The sequence below is a fragment of the Mycobacterium sp. NGS40 genome (assembly GCF_059812735.1).
This window is the reverse complement of the sequence record NZ_JCALDG010000007.1, coordinates 274,278-292,213: the sequence shown is the minus strand read 5'-3', so window position 1 is coordinate 292,213 and position 17,936 is coordinate 274,278. Positions and strand designations below refer to the sequence as shown.

Sequence of the window (17,936 nt, the reverse complement as noted above, 5' to 3'; positions counted from 1 at the left end):
TGAGCGCTGCCGCCGAGCTGCTTGCCGAAGGAGGGTTCGAAGCGGTGCGGCACCGGGCGGTCGCACAGCGTGCCGGTCTGCCCCTGGCGTCCACCACTTATTACTTCTCGTCCCTGGACGATTTGATCGCGCGCGCGGTCGAACACATCGCGATGATCGAGGTTGCCCAGCTGCGAGCGCGAGTCAACGCGCTGTCCCGCCGGCGCCGCGGACCCGAGACCACCGCCGAAGTACTGGTCGACCTCTTGGTGGGCGACCTGTCCGATCAGACCCTCGTCGAGCAGCTGATTTCGCGATACGAGCGCAACATCGCCTGCACCCGCCTGACCGCGTTGCGCGAAACCATGCGCCGCAGCCTGCGCCAGCGTGCCGATGCCGTCGCCGAGGCGATCGAGCGATCCGGCCGAGCCGTGCGAATCGAGCTGATCTGCACCCTGATCTGCGCGGTCGACGGCTCAGTGGTCTCCGCCCTGGTCGAGGGGCGCGATCCGCGGACCGCGGCGATGGGAACGGTGATTGACATCATCGATGTGCTGGCACCCATCGACGAGCGACCGGTGCGGATCTGACGTTACTGCCTGGTCAGGTCGGCAGGCAGGGACGGCGTGACGATGTATCCGCTGGCCGAGTCCCCGTAAATCGTGACGCGGGTCGGGCAACGCTGGGCGTATAGCGCTACATAGGCGCAGATCACGGCGTCGACCGGGTCTTCGGCACGACGCAGCTCGCTCTTGCGCTGCGCGCCGGTCACCTGTTCGCGCAGCGCGACCCAGTCGGGGTGATCGGCGACGCGTATCGGCACGTCGGTGTCGGCAAGCCGCTCGACCCCGTCCATCAGCAACAGCAACTCGGATTTCAGCCGCTCGAGGGTGCGGCCGGGTTTGGCCTTGTATTTCAGGGTCCGCTCCAGCCGGAACAACGCCACGGTCGCCGCATGCGGATATACCTCGAGTGCGCGCCGGACGGTGGCGGAGTGTGGATCCATGTCGAGGCTCATCGCCTCGGCCAGCCGCGCCGCGCGGGGCCCATTGGCGAATTCGGGTTTTCCGGTGTTGGCCGGGTGGGCGCCCGCTTCGAATCTGCGGAAGTCGCGGTTGAGCGCCGTCTCGGCCGGGCGCTGACCAGTGGGGTTGTTCACCACCAGCGGTGCGTCGAAGCCGACGGCGCAATCGCCCCGCACGTACGGGCGCAGTGCCGTCAGGATTTCGCCGTCGTCGCGTACCGCACCGGCGCTGACCAGGCAACCGTCGGAGTCGACGACGGCGATACCGGTGGGATTGCGGATGCCCCACGCGAGGTCGACGCCGAGGAAATGCATCGGGACAGGTTATGCGGTAAGCGCTCGTCGCATCGGTGTGTTGTCGGAGCGACGTCCCGTGTGCCCGCCTAAGAGCGACAACGTGGAGATTTGTCAGGGTGACGATCAAATTGTCGCTCGGAGGCGGGCACTTTGGGTCCTGCCGAAGCGAAGAACCATGCCGGCTGTGCCGACCGTAAGCTGTGTGCTTGTGAGCATTCCGAATGTGCTGGCCGCCCGGTACGCCAGTGCCGAGATGGTCGGGATCTGGTCGCCGGAGGCCAAGGTCGTCGCGGAGCGGCGGCTGTGGCTGGCCGTGTTGCGGGCTCAGTCCGAACTCGGTGTTCCCGTGCCCGCGGAAGCGGTCGCCGACTACGAGCGAGTGCTCGAGGACGTGGACCTGGCGTCGATCGCGGCCCGCGAACGGGTGCTGCGGCACGACGTCAAGGCCCGCATCGAGGAATTCAACGCGCTGGCCGGTCACGAGCATGTGCACAAGGGGATGACCAGTCGCGATCTGACCGAGAACGTCGAGCAGCTGCAGATCCGGCGGTCGCTGGAACTGGTTTTCTCCCACGGGGTGGCGGTGGTCGCGCGGCTCGCCGAGCGGGCGGTTCTGTATCGCGATCTGGTGATGGCCGGACGCAGCCACAACGTCGCCGCGCAGGCCACCACGCTGGGCAAGCGGTTCGCATCCGCGGCCCAGGAGACGATGGTCGCGTTGACCAGGCTGCGCGAGTTGATCGATCGTTACCCGCTGCGCGGGATCAAGGGGCCGATGGGCACCTCGCAGGACATGCTCGACCTGCTCGACGGCGACTCGGTCAAGCTGAGTGACCTCGAGCGTCGCATTGCTGAGTTCCTCGGTTTTGCAACGGTTTTGACCAGCGTCGGGCAGGTTTATCCGCGGTCGCTGGACCACGATGTGCTCTCCGCGCTGGTGCAGCTGGGTGCCGGCCCGTCGTCGCTGGCCCACACCATCCGGCTGATGGCGGGACACGAACTCGTGACCGAAGGGTTCGCGGAGGGGCAGGTTGGTTCCTCGGCGATGCCGCACAAGATGAACACCCGCAGCTGCGAACGGGTCAACGGGCTGCAGGTAGTGCTGCGCGGATATGCCTCGATGGCCGCCGAGCTGGCTGGCGCGCAGTGGAACGAGGGCGACGTCTTCTGCTCGGTGGTACGCCGAGTTGCCTTGCCGGACAGCTTCTTTGCCATCGACGGCCAAATCGAGACGTTCTTGACGGTGCTCGACGAGTTCGGCGCCTACCCCGCCGTGATCGAGCGGGAGCTGGATCGCTACCTGCCGTTCCTGGCCACCACCAAGGTGTTGATCGCGGCGGTGCGGGCCGGGATGGGCCGCGAGGCCGCGCATCACGTGATCCGCGAACACGCGGTGGCAACGGCATTGGCGATGCGGGAACGCGGCGCCGAGCCCGATCTGCTGGACCGGTTGGCCGCCGACGAGCGACTGCCGCTGGATCGCGCGGCGCTCGACGCGGCGCTGGCCGACAAGAAAGCCTTCACCGGCGCCGCCGCAGATCAGGTCGATGAGGTTGCCGCAATAGTCGATTCGCTGGTGGGTCGCTACCCGGACGCGGCCAAATATGCTCCGGGTGCAATCCTGTGACCCTCGCCGGCGCGCTCTCGGGGGTCGACTTCACCGATCTGGATAACTTCGCCAACGGTTTCCCGCACGAGTTGTTCGCCGTGCACCGCCGCGAGGCGCCGGTCTATTGGCATCAGCCGACCGACAACACCCCGGACGGCGAGGGCTTTTGGTCCGTTGCGACGTACGCGGAAACCCTTGCTGTGCTGAAGGATCCGGTGACGTACTCATCGGTGACCGGCGGGGCGCGGCCGTTCGGCGGTACGCTGTTGCAGGACCTGTCCATCGCGGGCCAGGTGCTCAACATGATGGACGACCCGCGGCATTCCCAGATCCGGCGGCTGGTCAGCTCCGGGCTGACGCCGCGGATGATCCGTCGCGTCGAAGATGATCTGCGGGCTCGGGCCCGACGGCTGCTGGACGACGTGGTGCCCGGCGAACCGTTCGACTTCCTCGTCGACATCGCGGCCGAACTGCCGATGCAGATGATCTGCATCCTGCTGGGAGTGCCTGAATCCGAACGACATTGGCTGTTCGAGGCCATCGAGCCGCAGTTCGACTTCGGCGGCTCGCGCAAGGCTTCGCTTTCGCAGTTGTCTCCCACCGAAAGAGACGCCGCAGCCGGGTCGCGGATGTACAACTACGGCCAGGAGCTGATCGCCTCGAAACGCGCCGAACCGACCGACGACATGCTGTCGGTGGTCGCCAACGCGACGGTCGACGAGGTGGACGGGCCGGCCCCGTCCGATCTCGAGGTGTATCTGTTCTTCAGCCTGCTGTTCAGCGCCGGCGCGGAGACGACCCGCAACGCGGTGGCGGGCGGACTGCTCTCGCTGGCCGAACATCCGGACCAATTGCGGGCGCTGCGTGCCGATTTCGGCCTGTTGCCGACGGCGGTCGAGGAGATGGTGCGCTGGACATCACCGTCGCCCTCCAAGCGGCGCACCGCCACCCGTGACGCCGTGCTCGGCGGGCAGTCGATCGAAGCCGGGCAGAAGGTACAGATCTGGGAGGGCTCGGCGAATCGCGACGCCATGGTCTTCGACCGGGCAGACGAGTTCGATATCGCCCGAAAACCCAATCCGCACCTGGGTTTCGGTCAGGGCGTGCACTACTGCCTGGGGGCCAACCTGGCGCGCCTGGAGTTGCGTGTCCTGTACGAAGAGCTGCTGTCGCGCTTCGGCGCCGTGCGAGTGGTGGCGCCCGTGGAATGGACCCGGAGCAACCGCCACACCGGTATCCGGCATTTGGTCGTGGAACTACTCGAGGAATCGTGAGGTTGCGGCTCGCCGACGTCGAGCCGTCAGCCCGTTGTATTCGCCGCAGCTAGTGCCCGCGAATCGTGATTCCCGCCGAGCGCAGTTCCAGTGCGGCCAGCGCGCGGATCGTGAACGGATCCTGGTTACGCCAGCCGCCGACGGGATCCGCACTGACGCCGGCCAATTTCGCCGGCGAGCGATTGGTCAGTGCCCGCAGTGCCAGCAACTCCTCGCCGGCCGGGGTGGCGGCCAGGGCCGTCACGGTCAATTTGCGCCGGAAGAACCGAAGCCGCAGGTAAAGCCATGGCACGGCCGCGATGAGCACAGGGGGAGCGATCACGGCCAGTGCCAGCAGCACCGCGAGCCAGCTGGCCGTGGTGTCCAGGTCGTGGACCGCGTTGGCGATGTCGAGGGCGGCCTGGCTTGCCGAGGTGAGTGGCTTGCTGACATTGTCGCCGACAACCGGAATGTGTTGTGCGCCATGCCCCGCGGAGGCCAGGTTCCCCGCGATGCTGTGGGTGCCGTCTTCGACTTGGCGGCCGGCGTCGGCGATTGTCGAGATGGCGTCGTAGACGGCGGTGCCGATGAGCAACCAGATCGCCGTCCACACGACGATGACCGCGTCGCTGAACAGCTGGGCCAGCAATCGGCCGGGCGTGGTGGCATAGGGCAGAAAGCGCGATCTCATACCTCGATCCCAGCACAGCTCCGGGGTCGGGGTGGGCTTGCCGATAGGCTGGCCCGATGCGCCCTGCACTGTCCGACTACCAGCATCTGGCCAGCGGCAAGGTCCGCGAGCTGTATCGCATCGACGACGAGCACCTGTTGCTGGTCGCCAGCGACCGGATCTCGGCGTACGACTTCGTCCTGGACAGCACGATCCCGGACAAGGGCCGCATCCTGACCGCGATGAGTGTGTTCTTCTTCGGCCTGGTCGAGGCACCCAACCACTTGGCTGGACCGCCCGATGACCCGCGCATTCCGGACGAGGTGCTGGGCCGTGCGCTGGTGGTGCGCCAGCTGGAGATGATGCCGGTCGAATGTGTGGCCCGCGGATATCTCACCGGCTCGGGATTGCTGGACTATCAGGCGACCGGCAAGGTCTGCGGAATCGCTCTGCCGCCTGGGCTGGTGGAGGCCAGCAAGTTCAGCCAGCCACTGTTCACCCCGGCGACCAAAGCCGCGCTGGGTGATCACGACGAGAACATCACCTTTGACCGGGTGATCGAGATGGTGGGTGCGGTAGCGGCCAACCAGTTGCGCGACCGCACGCTGCAGATCTATGTGCAGGCCGCCGATCATGCCTTGACGAGGGGAATCATCATCGCCGACACCAAGTTCGAGTTCGGCACCGACCGGGACGGCAATCTGCTGCTGGCCGACGAGATCTTCACCCCGGACTCGTCGCGGTACTGGCCTGCCGAGGATTACCGCGTCGGGGTGGTCCAGACCAGTTTCGACAAGCAGTTCGTCCGCAATTGGCTCACCAGCCCCGCGTCCGGCTGGGACCGGCACGGCACGCAACCGCCACCACCACTGCCGGATGACATCATCGCCGCCACCCGCGATCGTTATGTCAATGCCTACGAACGGATTTCCGGCTTGAGCTTCGGCGACTGGATCGGCCCGGCCGCATGACCGCTGACGGTACCCCGCCAGTCGCGAAACGGATCGACACCACCCGCGAGCACCACGGTGATGTGTTCGTCGATCCGTACGAGTGGCTGCGCGAGAAGTCGAATCCCGAAGTCATCGACTACCTGGAGGCGGAGAACGACTACGTCGACCATGCCCTTGCCCAGCTGGAACCGCTGCGGCAAAAGATCTTCGACGAGATCAAGGCGCGCACCAAGGAAACCGATTTGTCGGTGCCGACCAGGCAGGGCGACTGGTGGTACTACTCGCGCACTTTTGAGGGAAAGCAGTATCGCGTCCAATGTCGTTGTCCGGTATCAGATCCCGATGACTGGGACCCGCCGGTTCTTGACGAGAACACCGAAATACCGGGCGAGCAGGTACTGCTCGATTCGAATGAAGAGGCCGACGGGCACGACTTCTTCGCCCTGGGTGCCGCACTGGTCAGCCTGGACGCCAACCTGCTCGCTTATTCCGTCGACGTCATCGGGGACGAACGGTACACGCTGCGGTTCAAGGACTTACGGACCGGCGAGAAGTATCCGGACGAAATCGCCGACATCGCGGGCGGAGTGACTTGGGCAGCCGACAACCGGACCGTGTACTACCTGACTCTGGACGACGCCCACCGCCCGGACAAGGTATGGCGGTATCGGCTGGGCTCGGGGGAGCCGTCGGAACTGGTGTATCACGAAGCAGACGAACGGTTCTGGCTTGGGGCGGGACTGAGTCGAAGCGAGGCATATGTGTTCATCGCCTCGGGCTCGTCCATCACATCCGAGGTGCGCTACGCCGATGCCGCGGACCCGCAGGCGGAGTTCACCGTCGTGTTGCCGCGCCGTGAAGGTGTCGAATACTCGGTGGAGCATGCGGTGGTCGGGGGACAGGATCGCTTCCTGATCCTGCACAACGACGGTGCGGTGAACTTCATGCTCACCGAGGCTCCGGTCGGCGATCCCACCCAGCAGCGCACCCTGGTCGCGCACCGCGACGACGTTCGGATCGAAGCCGCGGACGCCTTTGCCGGTCACTTGGTGATCAGTTACCGGCGTGCGGCATTGCCGCGAATCCAGTTGTGGCCCATCGGTTCTGATGGCGAATACGGTGAGCCCGAGGAGATCGCCTTCGATTCGGAGCTGATGTCGTCTGGCCTGGGCGGCAATCCGAACTGGGTTTCACCCAAGCTGCGGATCAGGGCGGGGTCTCTCGTCACGCCGCTGCGGGTCTACGACATCGACTTGGGTACCGGCGAGCGCACTTTGTTGCGTGAGCAACCCGTACTCGGTGACTACCAGCCGAGCGACTACGTCGAGCGGCGGGACTGGGCAGTCGCCTCCGACGGCACCCGCATCCCGGTTTCGATCGTGCACCGCACCGGCCTCCAATTCCCCGCGCCCACCCTTATTTACGGATACGGCGCCTACGAGATGTGCACGGACCCAACCTTTTCCATCTCGCGGTTGTCGCTGCTGGACCGGGGCATGGTGTTCGTCATCGCCCACGTCCGCGGTGGGGGAGAGATGGGCCGGTTGTGGTACGAGCACGGAAAGCTGCTGGAGAAGAAGAACACCTTCACCGACTTCGTGGCGGCCGCGCAGCATTTGGTGGACTCGGGAGTGACGCGCCCGCAGCAGCTGGTGGCTTTGGGCGGTAGCGCGGGTGGGCTGCTGATGGGCGCGGTGGCCAACCTGGCGCCGGATCTGTTCGCCGGGATCCTCGCTCAGGTCCCCTTCGTCGACCCGCTGACCACGATCTTGGATCCCTCACTGCCGCTGACCGTCACCGAGTGGGACGAATGGGGAAATCCCTTGAGCGACAGCGAAGTCTACGCGTACATGAAGTCGTACTCGCCGTACGAGAATGTTGAGACGAAGAAGTACCCCGCCATCCTGGCGATGACCTCGCTGAACGACACCAGAGTCTACTACGTGGAGCCGGCCAAATGGGTTGCGGCGCTGCGGTACGCCAATGCCGACGGCAACACGGTGCTGCTCAAGACACAGATGGCGGCGGGCCACGGCGGCGTCAGTGGTCGCTACCGGGGCTGGCAGGAGACCGCATTTCAGTACGCGTGGCTGCTAGCCGCTGCCGACGGCGACCGCTACGGCGGCGACGAGGAAGACGATCTCGGCGGGGATGCGCACGGGTAGCCGCGTCGTCATCGACCGGGGCTGAGCAGGCTCAGTCGGCCGGCGCTTCGGCCGGCTCGGGGTCTTGCGCCGGCTCCGGGCGCCTGGTCGGAAGGAACGCGGCCGGGATGATCGTCAACACCACCATCGCGACGGCCACCACGAAGACCGCCGTGTAGGCGTGGGAGAGGCCGTGCGTCACGTTGGTGGCGAATTCAGGGCCCATCGTTTTCCATGCCGAGGACGAGGCTTCGATCGGCATGCGTTGCCCGCTGGCCTGCTGTTGGGCCGCGACGAGCTTGTTTGCCGTCACCAGGGTTTCGTTGTGGTTGAACAGCTGCGTCAGGATCACGCCCAGCAACGCCGCGCCGATCGATCCGCTCACCTGTTGGTTGACCGTCACCAGCGTGGTGCCGCGCGCGACCTGATGCGGGGCCAGCGACTGCAGGACCGCCGCCGACAGGGGCGTCGTGGTGCAGCCGACTCCCAGGCCCACGATGGCCAGCCCGATCAGCAGCGTCGGGTTGTAAGCGGCCTCCGTGGCGACGCCATAGGTGAAGATGCCCAGACCCACCGCCATCGTGGGAAGGCCGATCAGCACCATCAGGCCGGGTCCGCGCTTGTCCATGAATGCCCCGGCCAGCGGCATCGTCAGGACCGCGCCCAGGCCGACCGGGGCCACATACATCCCGGACTGCATCGGTGTTTGATGCATCACCACTTGGAAGTAACTCGGAACCAGCAGTCCCAGTCCGACGAACGGGGCGCCAAATACCAGCAGGGCGAGATTGGCTTGAGTGACCACGCGATTCTTGAAAAGGCGGAGGTCGATCAGCGGATGGTCGGTGCGAAAGGAGTGCAGCACGAATGCCGCGACCAGTAAGAACCCCATGATCGTCGGCACCAGCACGGTCGGACTGCCTACCGTGCCCTGTGCGGGGATGGACGAGACCCCGGCCAAAAACAGCGTGACACCCGGCGGCAGCAGCAGCACGCTGACGATGTCGAGTCTTTCCGCCGGGGCCGGGCGATCCTTCGGAAAGGTGATTGCTGCGAGGACGATCGCGAGCAGGCCGATCGGCAGGTTGATCAGGAAGATCCACTGCCAGCCGTAGGCGCCGACCAGCCAGCCGCCCAGGATGGGCCCCCCGATCGGCCCGAGCAGGATCGGAATTCCCCCGATGGCCATCAGTCGGCCGACGCGCTTCGGGCCCGCCTCATGAGTCAGGATCACGAAGCTCAGTGGCATCAACATGCCGCCGCCGATACCTTGGACCACTCGAAAGACGATGAGCAGCATGATGGTTGGCGATATCGCGCACAGCAGCGAGCCCAGCATGAACACCAGGACCGAACCGATGAAGAGCCGTTTGGTGCCGAATCTGTCCGCTGCCCAACCGGTCACCGGGATGACGGTCGCAAATGCGAGCATGTAGGCCGCCACGGTCCAGGAGACGACCGCCTGGGTGGAATTGAACTGGGTGACGAAGGTGCCTTGAGCGACCGCGACGACGGTGCTGTCGAGCACCGCCATCACGGCGGCCAGCCCGCAGATGAAGACGACGCGCATCAGCTTGGCGTCGAGCTTGTCGGGGTAGTCGCGGCCTGCCGTGGCACTGTGTCCGGCGGAGGCGAGGGGGATCGCGACGTTGGGGGCTGCGGAACGCGCGCCTTCCATAGCGTCGCTGAGCATACGGCCGAGCATAACGAGACGACCGCGCCATTTGGTCGCTTTGCCGGTATTCCCGACCTGTTAAGCCCGGGCGCAGGGGCCGCGATCCGCCCGTGCCGACCGCCCGGCCGTCATCGTCTCGACACTCGCCCGGATTAATTCCACCCGTGCCGAATCAGGGCGTAAGACCATTTTCACCAGACCGTGCGGAGCTGGTATCGGTGCTGCTCGAGAACCCTATTTGGACTATTCGACGGCAGTCTGGACGGCGGGCTTTTTGGGCAGAAATGACGCCGGGATGATGGTGAAAGCCACCAATATCACCGCCACTACGAATACGGACGTGTAGGCCTGCGAAAGGTCGTGCAAGAGATTGGCCGAAAATCCGGGGGCGAGTGACTGATGTGGTATTTGTGACGGATCAACCGGCACGCCGCTGATCGCGGCCTGCTGCTGTAGCGCCGCGAGCTTGTTCGCCGCGACGATGTCGGGGCTCCGGTCGAATTGGTCGGTCAGGATCATCGCCATCAGCGCTGTTCCCACCGAGCCGCCCACCTGGTGGCTGACGCTCATCAGCGTGGTGCCGCGGGCAATCTGGTGCGGCGCCAGTGCCTGCACCGACGCCACCGACAGCGGCATCATCGTGCACCCCATCCCCAGACCCATGATCGTCAGCGCGACCAGCAGGGTGGGTGCATATCCGGCATGCCTGGCCACACCGAAAGCGAACGTGCCCAGGCCGGCGATGATCATCGCGATACCGGCCAGCACATATTTGCCCGGACCATGTCGATCCACGAGTGGACCGGCCAATCGCATTGTCAGCATGGCGCCGAGTCCCTGCGGGATCAGGTGCACGCCGGCCTGCATCGGCGTCTGGTGGAGCACCTGCTGAAAATAACTCGGCAGCAGTAGACCGGCGCCGAAGAATGCGCCGGCGAACAGCAGCATCGTCACATTGGCCCGGGTGAGGACCGGGTTCTGGAACAAATGCAGATCGATGAGCGGATGATCCGCGCGGCGCAATGCGTGCACCACGAACGCGGCAATCAACGTCAGGCCGATGACCGCGGGTATCAAGACGCGACGGTCGGCGACCGTTCCGTAGCGCGGGATGGACGACACCGCGAACAGGAACGTCGCCAACCCCGGTGAGAGCAACAACCCGCCGACGACGTCGAACGTTTCCGACCGCGCAGGGTGATCTCGCGGGAACACGACCCAGGCGAGGATGAACGTGGCGAGCCCGATCGGCAGGTTGATCAGGAAGATCCACTTCCAACTGGAGGTGTCGATCAGCCAGCCGCCCAGGATCGGCCCGGCGATCGGGGCGAGCAACATGGGAATGCTCAATATCGACATCAGGCGACCGAGTCGCCCGGGGCCGGCTTCGCGCGTCATGATCATGAATCCGAGCGGCATCAGCATGCCGCCACTGATGCCCTGCACTACGCGAAATATGATGAGCTGCAATATCGTTGACGCCAACGCGCACAGCAGCGAGCCGAGCACGAACGCCACCACCGAGCCCATGAAAAGCCGTTTGGTGCCGAACCGGTCGGCCGCCCAGCCGGTCAGTGGAATCACGGTCGCCAACCCGAGTGTGTAGCCGGTCATCGTCCACGCGACGACGGCCTGGCTGGACTCGAACTCGGCGATGAAGGTGCGTTGCGCGACGGTGACGACGGTGACATCCAGGATCGCCATGATGGTGGCCAGCAGGCACACACCGGAAATCCGCAGCAGTGGCGCGTCCAGTTTGTCCGGATACACACGTTCCTTCGCACCCGGGAGCCCGGCGGGGGCGGTGGGCAGCGCGGCGTCGCCCGCTGCGGAACGGGCCTTCTCCATGGCGTTGCTTAGCATATCGAACCGTTTCCTGATCGCGACGGTGGTCCGCGTTTGCTCGCGGCGTGTGGCGGGGCGGGCCGCCGGCAGCGTGCAACGCCGGGTGGTGGACGTCACGTGGAGCGGCCCAACTACGTTGTGGCGAAAGCCGTATCGGAGTCGGGAGTGACGTCTGGCATACGCGTCGATATACGCCTGCAGTCTGCGTGTCCTTCACCATCCCGACACCTGCGCTCGTCAAACTGCGGGTGTGTCTGGAAAACTGATCGTCTCGGTCTCAGGGATAGGCGAGCGCACCCTGGACGACGTCGAGGCGTTCTGCGCACAAATGGATTCCCGCAAGGTACCGGTTTCGTTGCTGGTCGCTCCGCGGCTGTCCGGCGACTACCGGCTGGACCACGATCCGCGCACCGTCGAATGGCTGACCGCCCGGCGCGCCGGTGGCGACGCCATTGTGCTGCACGGCTACGACGACGCGGCGACCAAGAAGCGGCGTGGCGAGTTCGCCATCCTGCGGGCACACGAGGCCAACCTTCGGCTGATGGCCGCCGACCGGGTGCTCGAGCACCTCGGACTGCGTACCCGGCTGTTCGCCGCACCGGGCTGGACCGTCTCGCCTGGCGTCGTTAAGGCATTGCCGGGCAACGGTTTCCGGCTTCTCGCTGATTTGCACGGGATCACCGACCTGGTCCGCCACGCCACCGTGCGCACCCGGGTACTGGGCATCGGAGAAGGATTCCTCACCGAGCCGTGGTGGTGCCGCATGGTGGTGCTGTCCTCCGAGCGGATCGCCCGTCGCGGCGGGATCGTGCGGGTAGCGGTTGCCGCCCGCCAATTGCGCAAGCCGGGGCCGTTGCAGGCGATGCTCGACGCCGTCGACCTGGCTTCGATGCACGGGTGCACGCCGACGGTCTACCGCTGGCGGCCCGACAGGGCGGTTCTCGACGCGGCCTGAGCTAAGCCGTCTGATTAATCGCTGCGGCCCGGGCACTACCCTGATCCGACATGGGCGATTCTTCGGCAGCCGGCTTCGCCGCTGACGCGATTGTTGTCGGGGCCGGCCTCTCCGGATTGGTGGCCGCCTGTGAGTTGGTGGACCGCGGCTTGCGGGTGCTGGTCCTTGATCAGGAGAACAGCGCCAACCTCGGCGGTCAGGCCTTCTGGTCGTTCGGCGGTCTGTTCTTCGTCGACAGCCCCGAGCAGCGCCGGCTGGGCATTCGGGATAGTCACGAGCTCGCGTTGCAGGACTGGTTGGGCACAGCGGCTTTCGATCGCGAAGAGGACTACTGGCCACGGCAATGGGCGCATGCCTACGTGGATTTCGCGGCCGGGGAGAAGCGCAGTTGGCTGCGTGAACGGGGCCTGAAACTGTTTCCACTGGTCGGCTGGGCCGAACGCGGCGGCTACAACGCGCAGGGGCATGGCAACTCGGTTCCCAGGTTCCACATCACCTGGGGCACCGGCCCGGCCCTGGTCGACATCTTCGCGCGGCAACTGCGGGATCGCTCCACGGTCCGTTTCGCGCACCGGCACCAAGTCGACGAACTGATCGTCGAGGCCGGCGCGGTGACCGGCGTCCGGGGTACCGTGCTCGAGCCGTCGACTCAACCGCGCGGAGTGTCATCGTCGCGAAAAGCCGTGGGTCAATTCGAGTTTCGTGCGTCCGCGGTGATAGTCACCAGCGGTGGGATCGGCGGCAACCACGATCTGGTGCGCAAGAATTGGCCAAAGCGAATGGGTCGTGTGCCCGAGCAGATGCTGAGCGGCGTGCCGGCCCACGTGGACGGCAGGATGATCGGCATTTCCCAGCAGGCCGGGGCCCGCGTGATCAACCCCGACCGGATGTGGCACTACACCGAGGGCATCACGAACTACGACCCGATCTGGCCGTTGCACGGCATCAGGATCATCCCGGGCCCCTCGTCGCTGTGGCTGGACGCGGCCGGCAACCGGTTGCCGGTTCCGCTGTATCCCGGATTCGACACGCTGGGCACGCTGGAATACATCACCAAATCCGGGTACGACTACACCTGGTTTATCTTGAACGCCAGGATCATTGAGAAGGAATTCGCCCTTTCCGGGCAGGAGCAGAACCCGGATCTGACCGGGCAGAGTGTGCGCGAGCTGGTGCGCAACCGGGCCAGCTCCGGGCCGCCCGGACCGGTCCAGGCGTTCATCGATCGGGGTGTGGACTTCGTCAGCGCGGATACCCTGGGCGAGTTGGTAAGCGGCATGAACAAGCTGCCCGACGTGGCCCCGTTGGACTATGCCACGGTCGAAGCGGAGGTGACCGCCCGCGATCGTGAGGTCGCCAACAAATTCACCAAAGACGGCCAGATCACCGCGATCCGCGCCGCTCGCGGGTATCTGGGTGACCGGCTGGGACGAGTGGTGGCGCCGCACCGGCTGACCGATCCGAAATCCGGGCCGATGATCGCGGTCAAATTACACATTCTGACGCGAAAGACGTTGGGCGGCATTGAGACCGACCTGGGCGGGCGAGTCCTCACCGACGGCGGCACCCCGTTGACCGGACTGTACGCGGCGGGCGAGGTGGCCGGGTTCGGCGGCGGCGGCGTGCACGGTTACCGCGCCCTGGAGGGCACCTTCCTGGGCGGCTGCATCTTCAGCGGCCGCGCCGCCGGTCGCGGTGCCGCCGACGACATCACCTAGCGGTGCTCGCTTAGCCGAATGTCACGCCAGAGTGACGGTGAACCGCGAACGTCGCGCTGGCGTGACGCTCGAAGCCGCCGCCGACGTCAGAAGGTGACCGCGCTTTCCTCCGGCAGCACCTGGAAGTCGGTGTCGGTCATCTCGGTGAACCGGCCGTAGTAGATGCCCCGCGCCTCGGGGGCGACGATGCCCTGGTGGATGGGCACCGCCCGCGTCGGGGACACCGCGCGCAGGTAATCGATGGCCTCGGAGATCTTCATCCACGGCGCGGCCGCCGGTGCGGCCAATACGTCGACCGGCTCGTCGGGCACGAACAAGGCGTCACCCGGATGCATCAACCGCGCGCGATGATCACCGTCGTCAACCAGATACGAAAGGTTCTCTATCACAGGGATGTCCGGGTGAATCACCGCATGCTTTCCGCCGAGCGCCCGAATCCTCAGTCCACCGACCGTTAGCTCGTCGCCGGCGTGCACCGCCTGGAAGGGCGCATCGAGCTGCGCCGCGGTCTGCGAGTCGGTGTAAAGCGCCGCACCGGGGTTGGCCTCGATCAGCGCCGGCAGTCGCGCCGGGTCGACATGATCCGGATGCTGGTGTGTGATCAGAATGGCGTCCAGGCCGGTGATGCCCTCGAAGCCATGCGCGAAGGTTCCGGGGTCAAAGAGCACGCTAGTGTGATCGAACTCGGCAAGTAGGCAGGAATGCCCGAAATGCGTCAGTTGCATGCCTACGATTGTGCCCTGACGGGGGTGGTCGTGTGCGGGTAGTTTTCGCGACGATACTGGTCGCCGGCGGCCTGGTGGCCGCCCTCATCTTCGTGGTTCCGGCCCCGGCCGAGCCGGAGGCCTGTCCGCCCACCTGTGACCAGATCCCGGCCACCGCGTGGATACAGCAGCGCGCCGTGCCGCTGAACTCCACCTACAACTGGCCCGCGCTGGCGGGCCTGGCGGTGCAGGTGACCGGGGCGGGCAACGGGCCGAGGTTCGGGTTCGAGGAGCTGTGCGCCGCGCAGCCGTTGGCGCAGGACCCCCGCGCCTCGGCGGTGGCGGCCCGCGCGAGTGTCGACCATCCGGGCGGCCAGTGGCAGCTCAAGGCCCAGATCGTGCACTGGCGCGGTGATACCGCCCGTGGCGGTGCGATCGCCTCCTCGGTGTTCGGCAATGCCGTCGCGGTGCTGCGCGGCTGCCAGCTGGGCGCGCCGCTGCAGTCGCCCTCGATCACGACCGACGAACCCAACCGGATGGCCGCGGTGATCAGCGGGCCCGTGGTGATGCATACCTACCTGGTCGCGCACGTCGCGAGCAGCACGATCAGCGAGCTGACGCTGTGGTCTACCGCGCCGCCGCAGGCGCCGTGGCCCTCGATGGCGGACAACCAGGTACTGGACTCCATGACGGCCCCGCTGTGCGAGGCGTATATCGCCTCGTGCCCGTGAGCCGCGTCCGGCAACGGCCGCCGGTAGAGTTGGCGCCGACAGCGACTCGTCAGGAGGAACGCCGGTGGCGCGGGTGATCGTTCATGTGATGCCCAAAGCGGAGATTCTCGACCCGCAGGGTCAGGCGATTGTCGGCGCGCTGGGCCGACTCGGACATCACGGGATCTCAGATGTCCGTCAGGGCAAGCGGTTTGAGCTCGAGGTCGACGATACCGTCGACGATTCCGCGCTCGCCGAGATCGCAGAATCACTGTTGGCCAACACCGTGATCGAGGACTGGACGATCAGCCGGGAAGTGCTGTGACGGCGCGGATCGGCGTCATCACCTTCCCCGGCACGCTGGACGACGTGGACGCCGCTCGTGCGGTGCGCCGGGTCGGTGCGGAGGCGGTGAGCCTGTGGCACGCCGACGCCGACCTCAAATCGGTCGATGCGGTCGTGGTCCCGGGCGGGTTCTCCTACGGCGACTATCTGCGGGCCGGCGCGATCGCTCGCTTCGCCCCGGTGATGTCGGAAGTGGTCTACGCGGCGGGTCGCGGTATGCCGGTATTGGGAATTTGCAACGGTTTTCAGGTGCTGTGTGAGACCCGGCTGCTGCCCGGGGTGTTGACACGCAACGCGGGTCTGCACTTCATCTGCCGCGACGTGTGGCTTCGGGTGGCCTCCAACTCGACGGCGTGGACGTCGCGCTTCGAGCCCGACGCCGATCTGCTGGTCCCGCTGAAATCGGGCGAGGGCCGCTACGTGGCGCCGGAGAACGTGCTCGACGAGCTCGAGGGCGAGGGACGGGTGGTGTTTCGGTACCACGACAACATCAACGGCTCGATGCGTGGCATCGCCGGCATCAGCTCGGCCAACGGCCGCGTGGTCGGGCTGATGCCACACCCCGAACATGCCATCGAAGCACTGACCGGTCCCTCCGATGACGGCCTGGGCTTGTTCTATTCAGCGCTGGACGCCGTGCTCGCCGCTTGACATATTCGGCCCGGGAAGCCCTGCGGCACTGCGTAATTCGAGGAAGGCCCGTGCCATGGCGTCGGTCGCTTCATGCGGGTCGTTGAACGTCTGGTCGTCGGTGAGTACCGCGATCCCGAGCCCGTCGACATAGCTCCACACGGTGATATTGACCGGTGCGCCCGGCGAGAGCACCCCGGTGGAGTAGATCTCCGCGACGGCGGCGCCACCGAAATGACCGCGTTCACGCGGCCCCACCACGCTCGAGACCGCCACGTTCATCAGCTTGTTGGGCACGTCGTGGCGGCCGAGCCACCGGAACGCGGCCGGGGCGAATGCCGTCGGCAGATAGGCCATCATCCGGCCGTAGAGTTCGGGACCCATGATTTCGTGGTCTTCCTTGGCGATCCGCGTCGCCAGTGAGACCAGCCGCGCCCGCTCGGCGGGATCGGCGATGTGGACCGGCAGCGAAATCATCAGACCGCTGATCTCGTTACCGGTGATGCGGTCCGACTTGTCGGTGGCGGTGGGCACCGAAGCAATGATCGGACGCTGCGCCTGGCCGTCGTAGCTCAACAGCAGCGTGCGCAATCCGCCGGTGGCTATGGCCAGCACCATGTCGTTGACGGTGATGCCCAATGCCTTGGCGGTCGCTTTCACCTCGGCCAAGGGCAGCGTCGCGCTGGCGAAGCGGCGCTGCGGTGACACCACGTGGTTGAGGAAGGTCGCCGGTGCGGCGAAGGCATCGGCCAGATCCGGGTGATCCCCGCGCTCTTTGGACCGGCGCCGCACCCGGCTCATGCCCACCGCGGCGTCCTTGATCAGTCCGGGCAGTTCCGCGATCTGGCGGACATGGTCTCTGGCGGCCGCCCGCAGCAGATCACCCTTGGTCGCGGTGATGCCTGCCTCGTCGTTGTCGCGCTCGTCGGGCACCGTGCCCTTGAGGTCCATCGCACGCGCCAGCAGATTGACCGAGGCGACGCCGTCGGCCAACGCATGGTGCACCTTTCCGATCAAGGCGAATCGGCCGTCGGCAAGCCCCTCGGCGAAATGGAACTCCCACAGCGGACGGCTGCGGTCCAGCGGCGTGGACGCCACCCGCCCGATGACCTCGTCCAGTTCTCGCCGGCCGCCCGGGTCGGGCACCTGCACGCGGCGCAAGTGGTAGGCAAGGTCGACGTCGCAGTTCTCCTGCCACATCGGGTGGTGAAGCTGCCCGGGGATGTCGACGAGCTTGTAGCGCAACGGTTCCAACAGGTGCAGCCGGCGGCGCACGTGCTGACGGAAGGTCTCGAAGTCGAATTCGCCGTGGAAGTCGGACGGGTCGAGTATCGCGACTTTCAGTGTGTGCGTGTGTAGGTTCGGCGTCTCGCTGTAGAGCAGCATGGCGTCCATGCCGTTGAGTCTTTTCACACGTCACCTCGC

The 17,936-nt window shown here is 66.0% G+C and carries 16 protein-coding genes; 10 read left to right on the top strand and 6 right to left on the bottom strand.

Annotated features, from left to right (window positions below; translation table 11 throughout):
• Positions 1-569: TetR/AcrR family transcriptional regulator (locus tag AC5Y5O_RS13950; protein WP_500025597.1), on the top strand; the 569-nt coding region annotated here is incomplete at its 5' end.
• 2 nt (positions 570-571) lie between these two features.
• On the opposite strand, the gene AC5Y5O_RS13945 is transcribed toward AC5Y5O_RS13950, so the two are convergent.
• Positions 572-1,318, bottom strand: coding sequence for a DUF429 domain-containing protein (locus AC5Y5O_RS13945; RefSeq protein ID WP_096290202.1), 747 nt, complete (start codon positions 1,316-1,318; stop codon positions 572-574).
• 190 nt (positions 1,319-1,508) lie between these two features.
• On the opposite strand from AC5Y5O_RS13945, the gene purB reads away from it, so the two are divergent.
• Positions 1,509-2,927, top strand: coding sequence for an adenylosuccinate lyase (purB, locus tag AC5Y5O_RS13940; protein WP_096290201.1), 1,419 nt, complete (start codon positions 1,509-1,511; stop codon positions 2,925-2,927).
• The gene (locus tag AC5Y5O_RS13935) at positions 2,924-4,183 is read left to right on the top strand and encodes a cytochrome P450 (RefSeq protein ID WP_500025596.1); all 1,260 of its coding nucleotides are present in this window, start codon (positions 2,924-2,926) and stop codon (positions 4,181-4,183) included. Before purB ends, AC5Y5O_RS13935 begins: the two co-directional genes overlap by 4 nt.
• 49 nt (positions 4,184-4,232) lie before the next feature.
• Here the strand turns inward: AC5Y5O_RS13935 and AC5Y5O_RS13930 are convergent, their stop codons facing one another.
• Positions 4,233-4,853, bottom strand: coding sequence for a hypothetical protein (locus tag AC5Y5O_RS13930; protein WP_500025595.1), 621 nt, complete (start codon positions 4,851-4,853; stop codon positions 4,233-4,235).
• 56 nt (positions 4,854-4,909) lie between these two features.
• Between AC5Y5O_RS13930 and AC5Y5O_RS13925 the strand changes: the two genes are divergently transcribed.
• Positions 4,910-5,803 (top strand): phosphoribosylaminoimidazolesuccinocarboxamide synthase, encoded by an 894-nt coding sequence (locus AC5Y5O_RS13925; protein WP_096290198.1) that lies wholly within the window; start codon positions 4,910-4,912, stop codon positions 5,801-5,803.
• Positions 5,800-7,950, top strand: coding sequence for a S9 family peptidase (locus AC5Y5O_RS13920; protein ID WP_096290197.1), 2,151 nt, complete (start codon positions 5,800-5,802; stop codon positions 7,948-7,950). The genes AC5Y5O_RS13925 and AC5Y5O_RS13920 overlap by 4 nt, the downstream gene beginning before the upstream one ends.
• Before the next feature lie 31 nt (positions 7,951-7,981).
• Here the strand turns inward: AC5Y5O_RS13920 and AC5Y5O_RS13915 are convergent, their stop codons facing one another.
• Positions 7,982-9,622: a DHA2 family efflux MFS transporter permease subunit gene (locus AC5Y5O_RS13915; protein ID WP_096291382.1), complete on the bottom strand. Its 1,641-nt coding sequence runs from the start codon at positions 9,620-9,622 to the stop codon at positions 7,982-7,984.
• A 225-nt stretch (positions 9,623-9,847) separates the two neighbouring features.
• A complete protein-coding gene (locus AC5Y5O_RS13910; protein ID WP_243394188.1) occupies positions 9,848-11,467 on the bottom strand; it encodes a DHA2 family efflux MFS transporter permease subunit in 1,620 nt (539 codons plus the stop codon).
• A gap of 232 nt (positions 11,468-11,699) precedes the next feature.
• Here AC5Y5O_RS13910 and AC5Y5O_RS13905 point away from each other — a divergent pair, with 232 nt between their 5' ends.
• Both AC5Y5O_RS13905 and AC5Y5O_RS13900 read left to right on the top strand, forming a co-directional pair.
• On the top strand, positions 11,700-12,404 hold the full coding sequence (locus AC5Y5O_RS13905) for a DUF2334 domain-containing protein (protein ID WP_096290196.1): 705 nt from the start codon (positions 11,700-11,702) through the stop codon (positions 12,402-12,404).
• A 50-nt stretch (positions 12,405-12,454) separates the two neighbouring features.
• Positions 12,455-14,122: an FAD-binding dehydrogenase gene (locus tag AC5Y5O_RS13900; RefSeq protein WP_500025594.1), complete on the top strand. Its 1,668-nt coding sequence runs from the start codon at positions 12,455-12,457 to the stop codon at positions 14,120-14,122.
• Between the two features lie 86 nt (positions 14,123-14,208).
• Here the strand turns inward: AC5Y5O_RS13900 and AC5Y5O_RS13895 are convergent, their stop codons facing one another.
• Positions 14,209-14,847: an MBL fold metallo-hydrolase gene (locus AC5Y5O_RS13895; protein WP_096290194.1), complete on the bottom strand. Its 639-nt coding sequence runs from the start codon at positions 14,845-14,847 to the stop codon at positions 14,209-14,211.
• Positions 14,848-14,879: 32 nt separating this feature from the next.
• Here AC5Y5O_RS13895 and AC5Y5O_RS13890 point away from each other — a divergent pair, with 32 nt between their 5' ends.
• The 3 genes from AC5Y5O_RS13890 (at position 14,880) to purQ (ending at position 16,532) form a co-directional block, all read left to right on the top strand.
• On the top strand, positions 14,880-15,557 hold the full coding sequence (locus AC5Y5O_RS13890) for an ATPase (RefSeq protein ID WP_500025593.1): 678 nt from the start codon (positions 14,880-14,882) through the stop codon (positions 15,555-15,557).
• Positions 15,558-15,621: 64 nt separating this feature from the next.
• On the top strand, positions 15,622-15,861 hold the full coding sequence (gene purS, locus AC5Y5O_RS13885) for a phosphoribosylformylglycinamidine synthase subunit PurS (protein ID WP_096290192.1): 240 nt from the start codon (positions 15,622-15,624) through the stop codon (positions 15,859-15,861).
• On the top strand, positions 15,858-16,532 hold the full coding sequence (purQ, locus tag AC5Y5O_RS13880; protein ID WP_096290191.1) for a phosphoribosylformylglycinamidine synthase subunit PurQ: 675 nt from the start codon (positions 15,858-15,860) through the stop codon (positions 16,530-16,532). The genes purS and purQ overlap by 4 nt, the downstream gene beginning before the upstream one ends.
• Here the strand turns inward: purQ and AC5Y5O_RS13875 are convergent.
• Complete coding sequence (locus AC5Y5O_RS13875) at positions 16,503-17,924, bottom strand: WS/DGAT/MGAT family O-acyltransferase (protein WP_207768605.1); 1,422 nt, start codon at positions 17,922-17,924, stop codon at positions 16,503-16,505. The genes purQ and AC5Y5O_RS13875 overlap by 30 nt on opposite strands.
• Positions 17,925-17,936: the final 12 nt, after the last annotated feature.

Coding starts and splice junctions, on each gene's coding strand:
- AC5Y5O_RS13945 (WP_096290202.1), bottom strand. CDS start 1,318: ATGCATTTCCTCGGCGTCGACCTCGCGTGGGGCATCCGCAATCCCACC.
- AC5Y5O_RS13930 (WP_500025595.1), bottom strand. CDS start 4,853: ATGAGATCGCGCTTTCTGCCCTATGCCACCACGCCCGGCCGATTGCTG.
- AC5Y5O_RS13925 (WP_096290198.1), top strand. CDS start 4,910: ATGCGCCCTGCACTGTCCGACTACCAGCATCTGGCCAGCGGCAAGGTC.
- AC5Y5O_RS13920 (WP_096290197.1), top strand. CDS start 5,800: ATGACCGCTGACGGTACCCCGCCAGTCGCGAAACGGATCGACACCACC.
- AC5Y5O_RS13915 (WP_096291382.1), bottom strand. CDS start 9,622: ATGCTCAGCGACGCTATGGAAGGCGCGCGTTCCGCAGCCCCCAACGTC.
- AC5Y5O_RS13910 (WP_243394188.1), bottom strand. CDS start 11,467: ATGCTAAGCAACGCCATGGAGAAGGCCCGTTCCGCAGCGGGCGACGCC.
- AC5Y5O_RS13900 (WP_500025594.1), top strand. CDS start 12,455: ATGGGCGATTCTTCGGCAGCCGGCTTCGCCGCTGACGCGATTGTTGTC.
- AC5Y5O_RS13895 (WP_096290194.1), bottom strand. CDS start 14,847: ATGCAACTGACGCATTTCGGGCATTCCTGCCTACTTGCCGAGTTCGAT.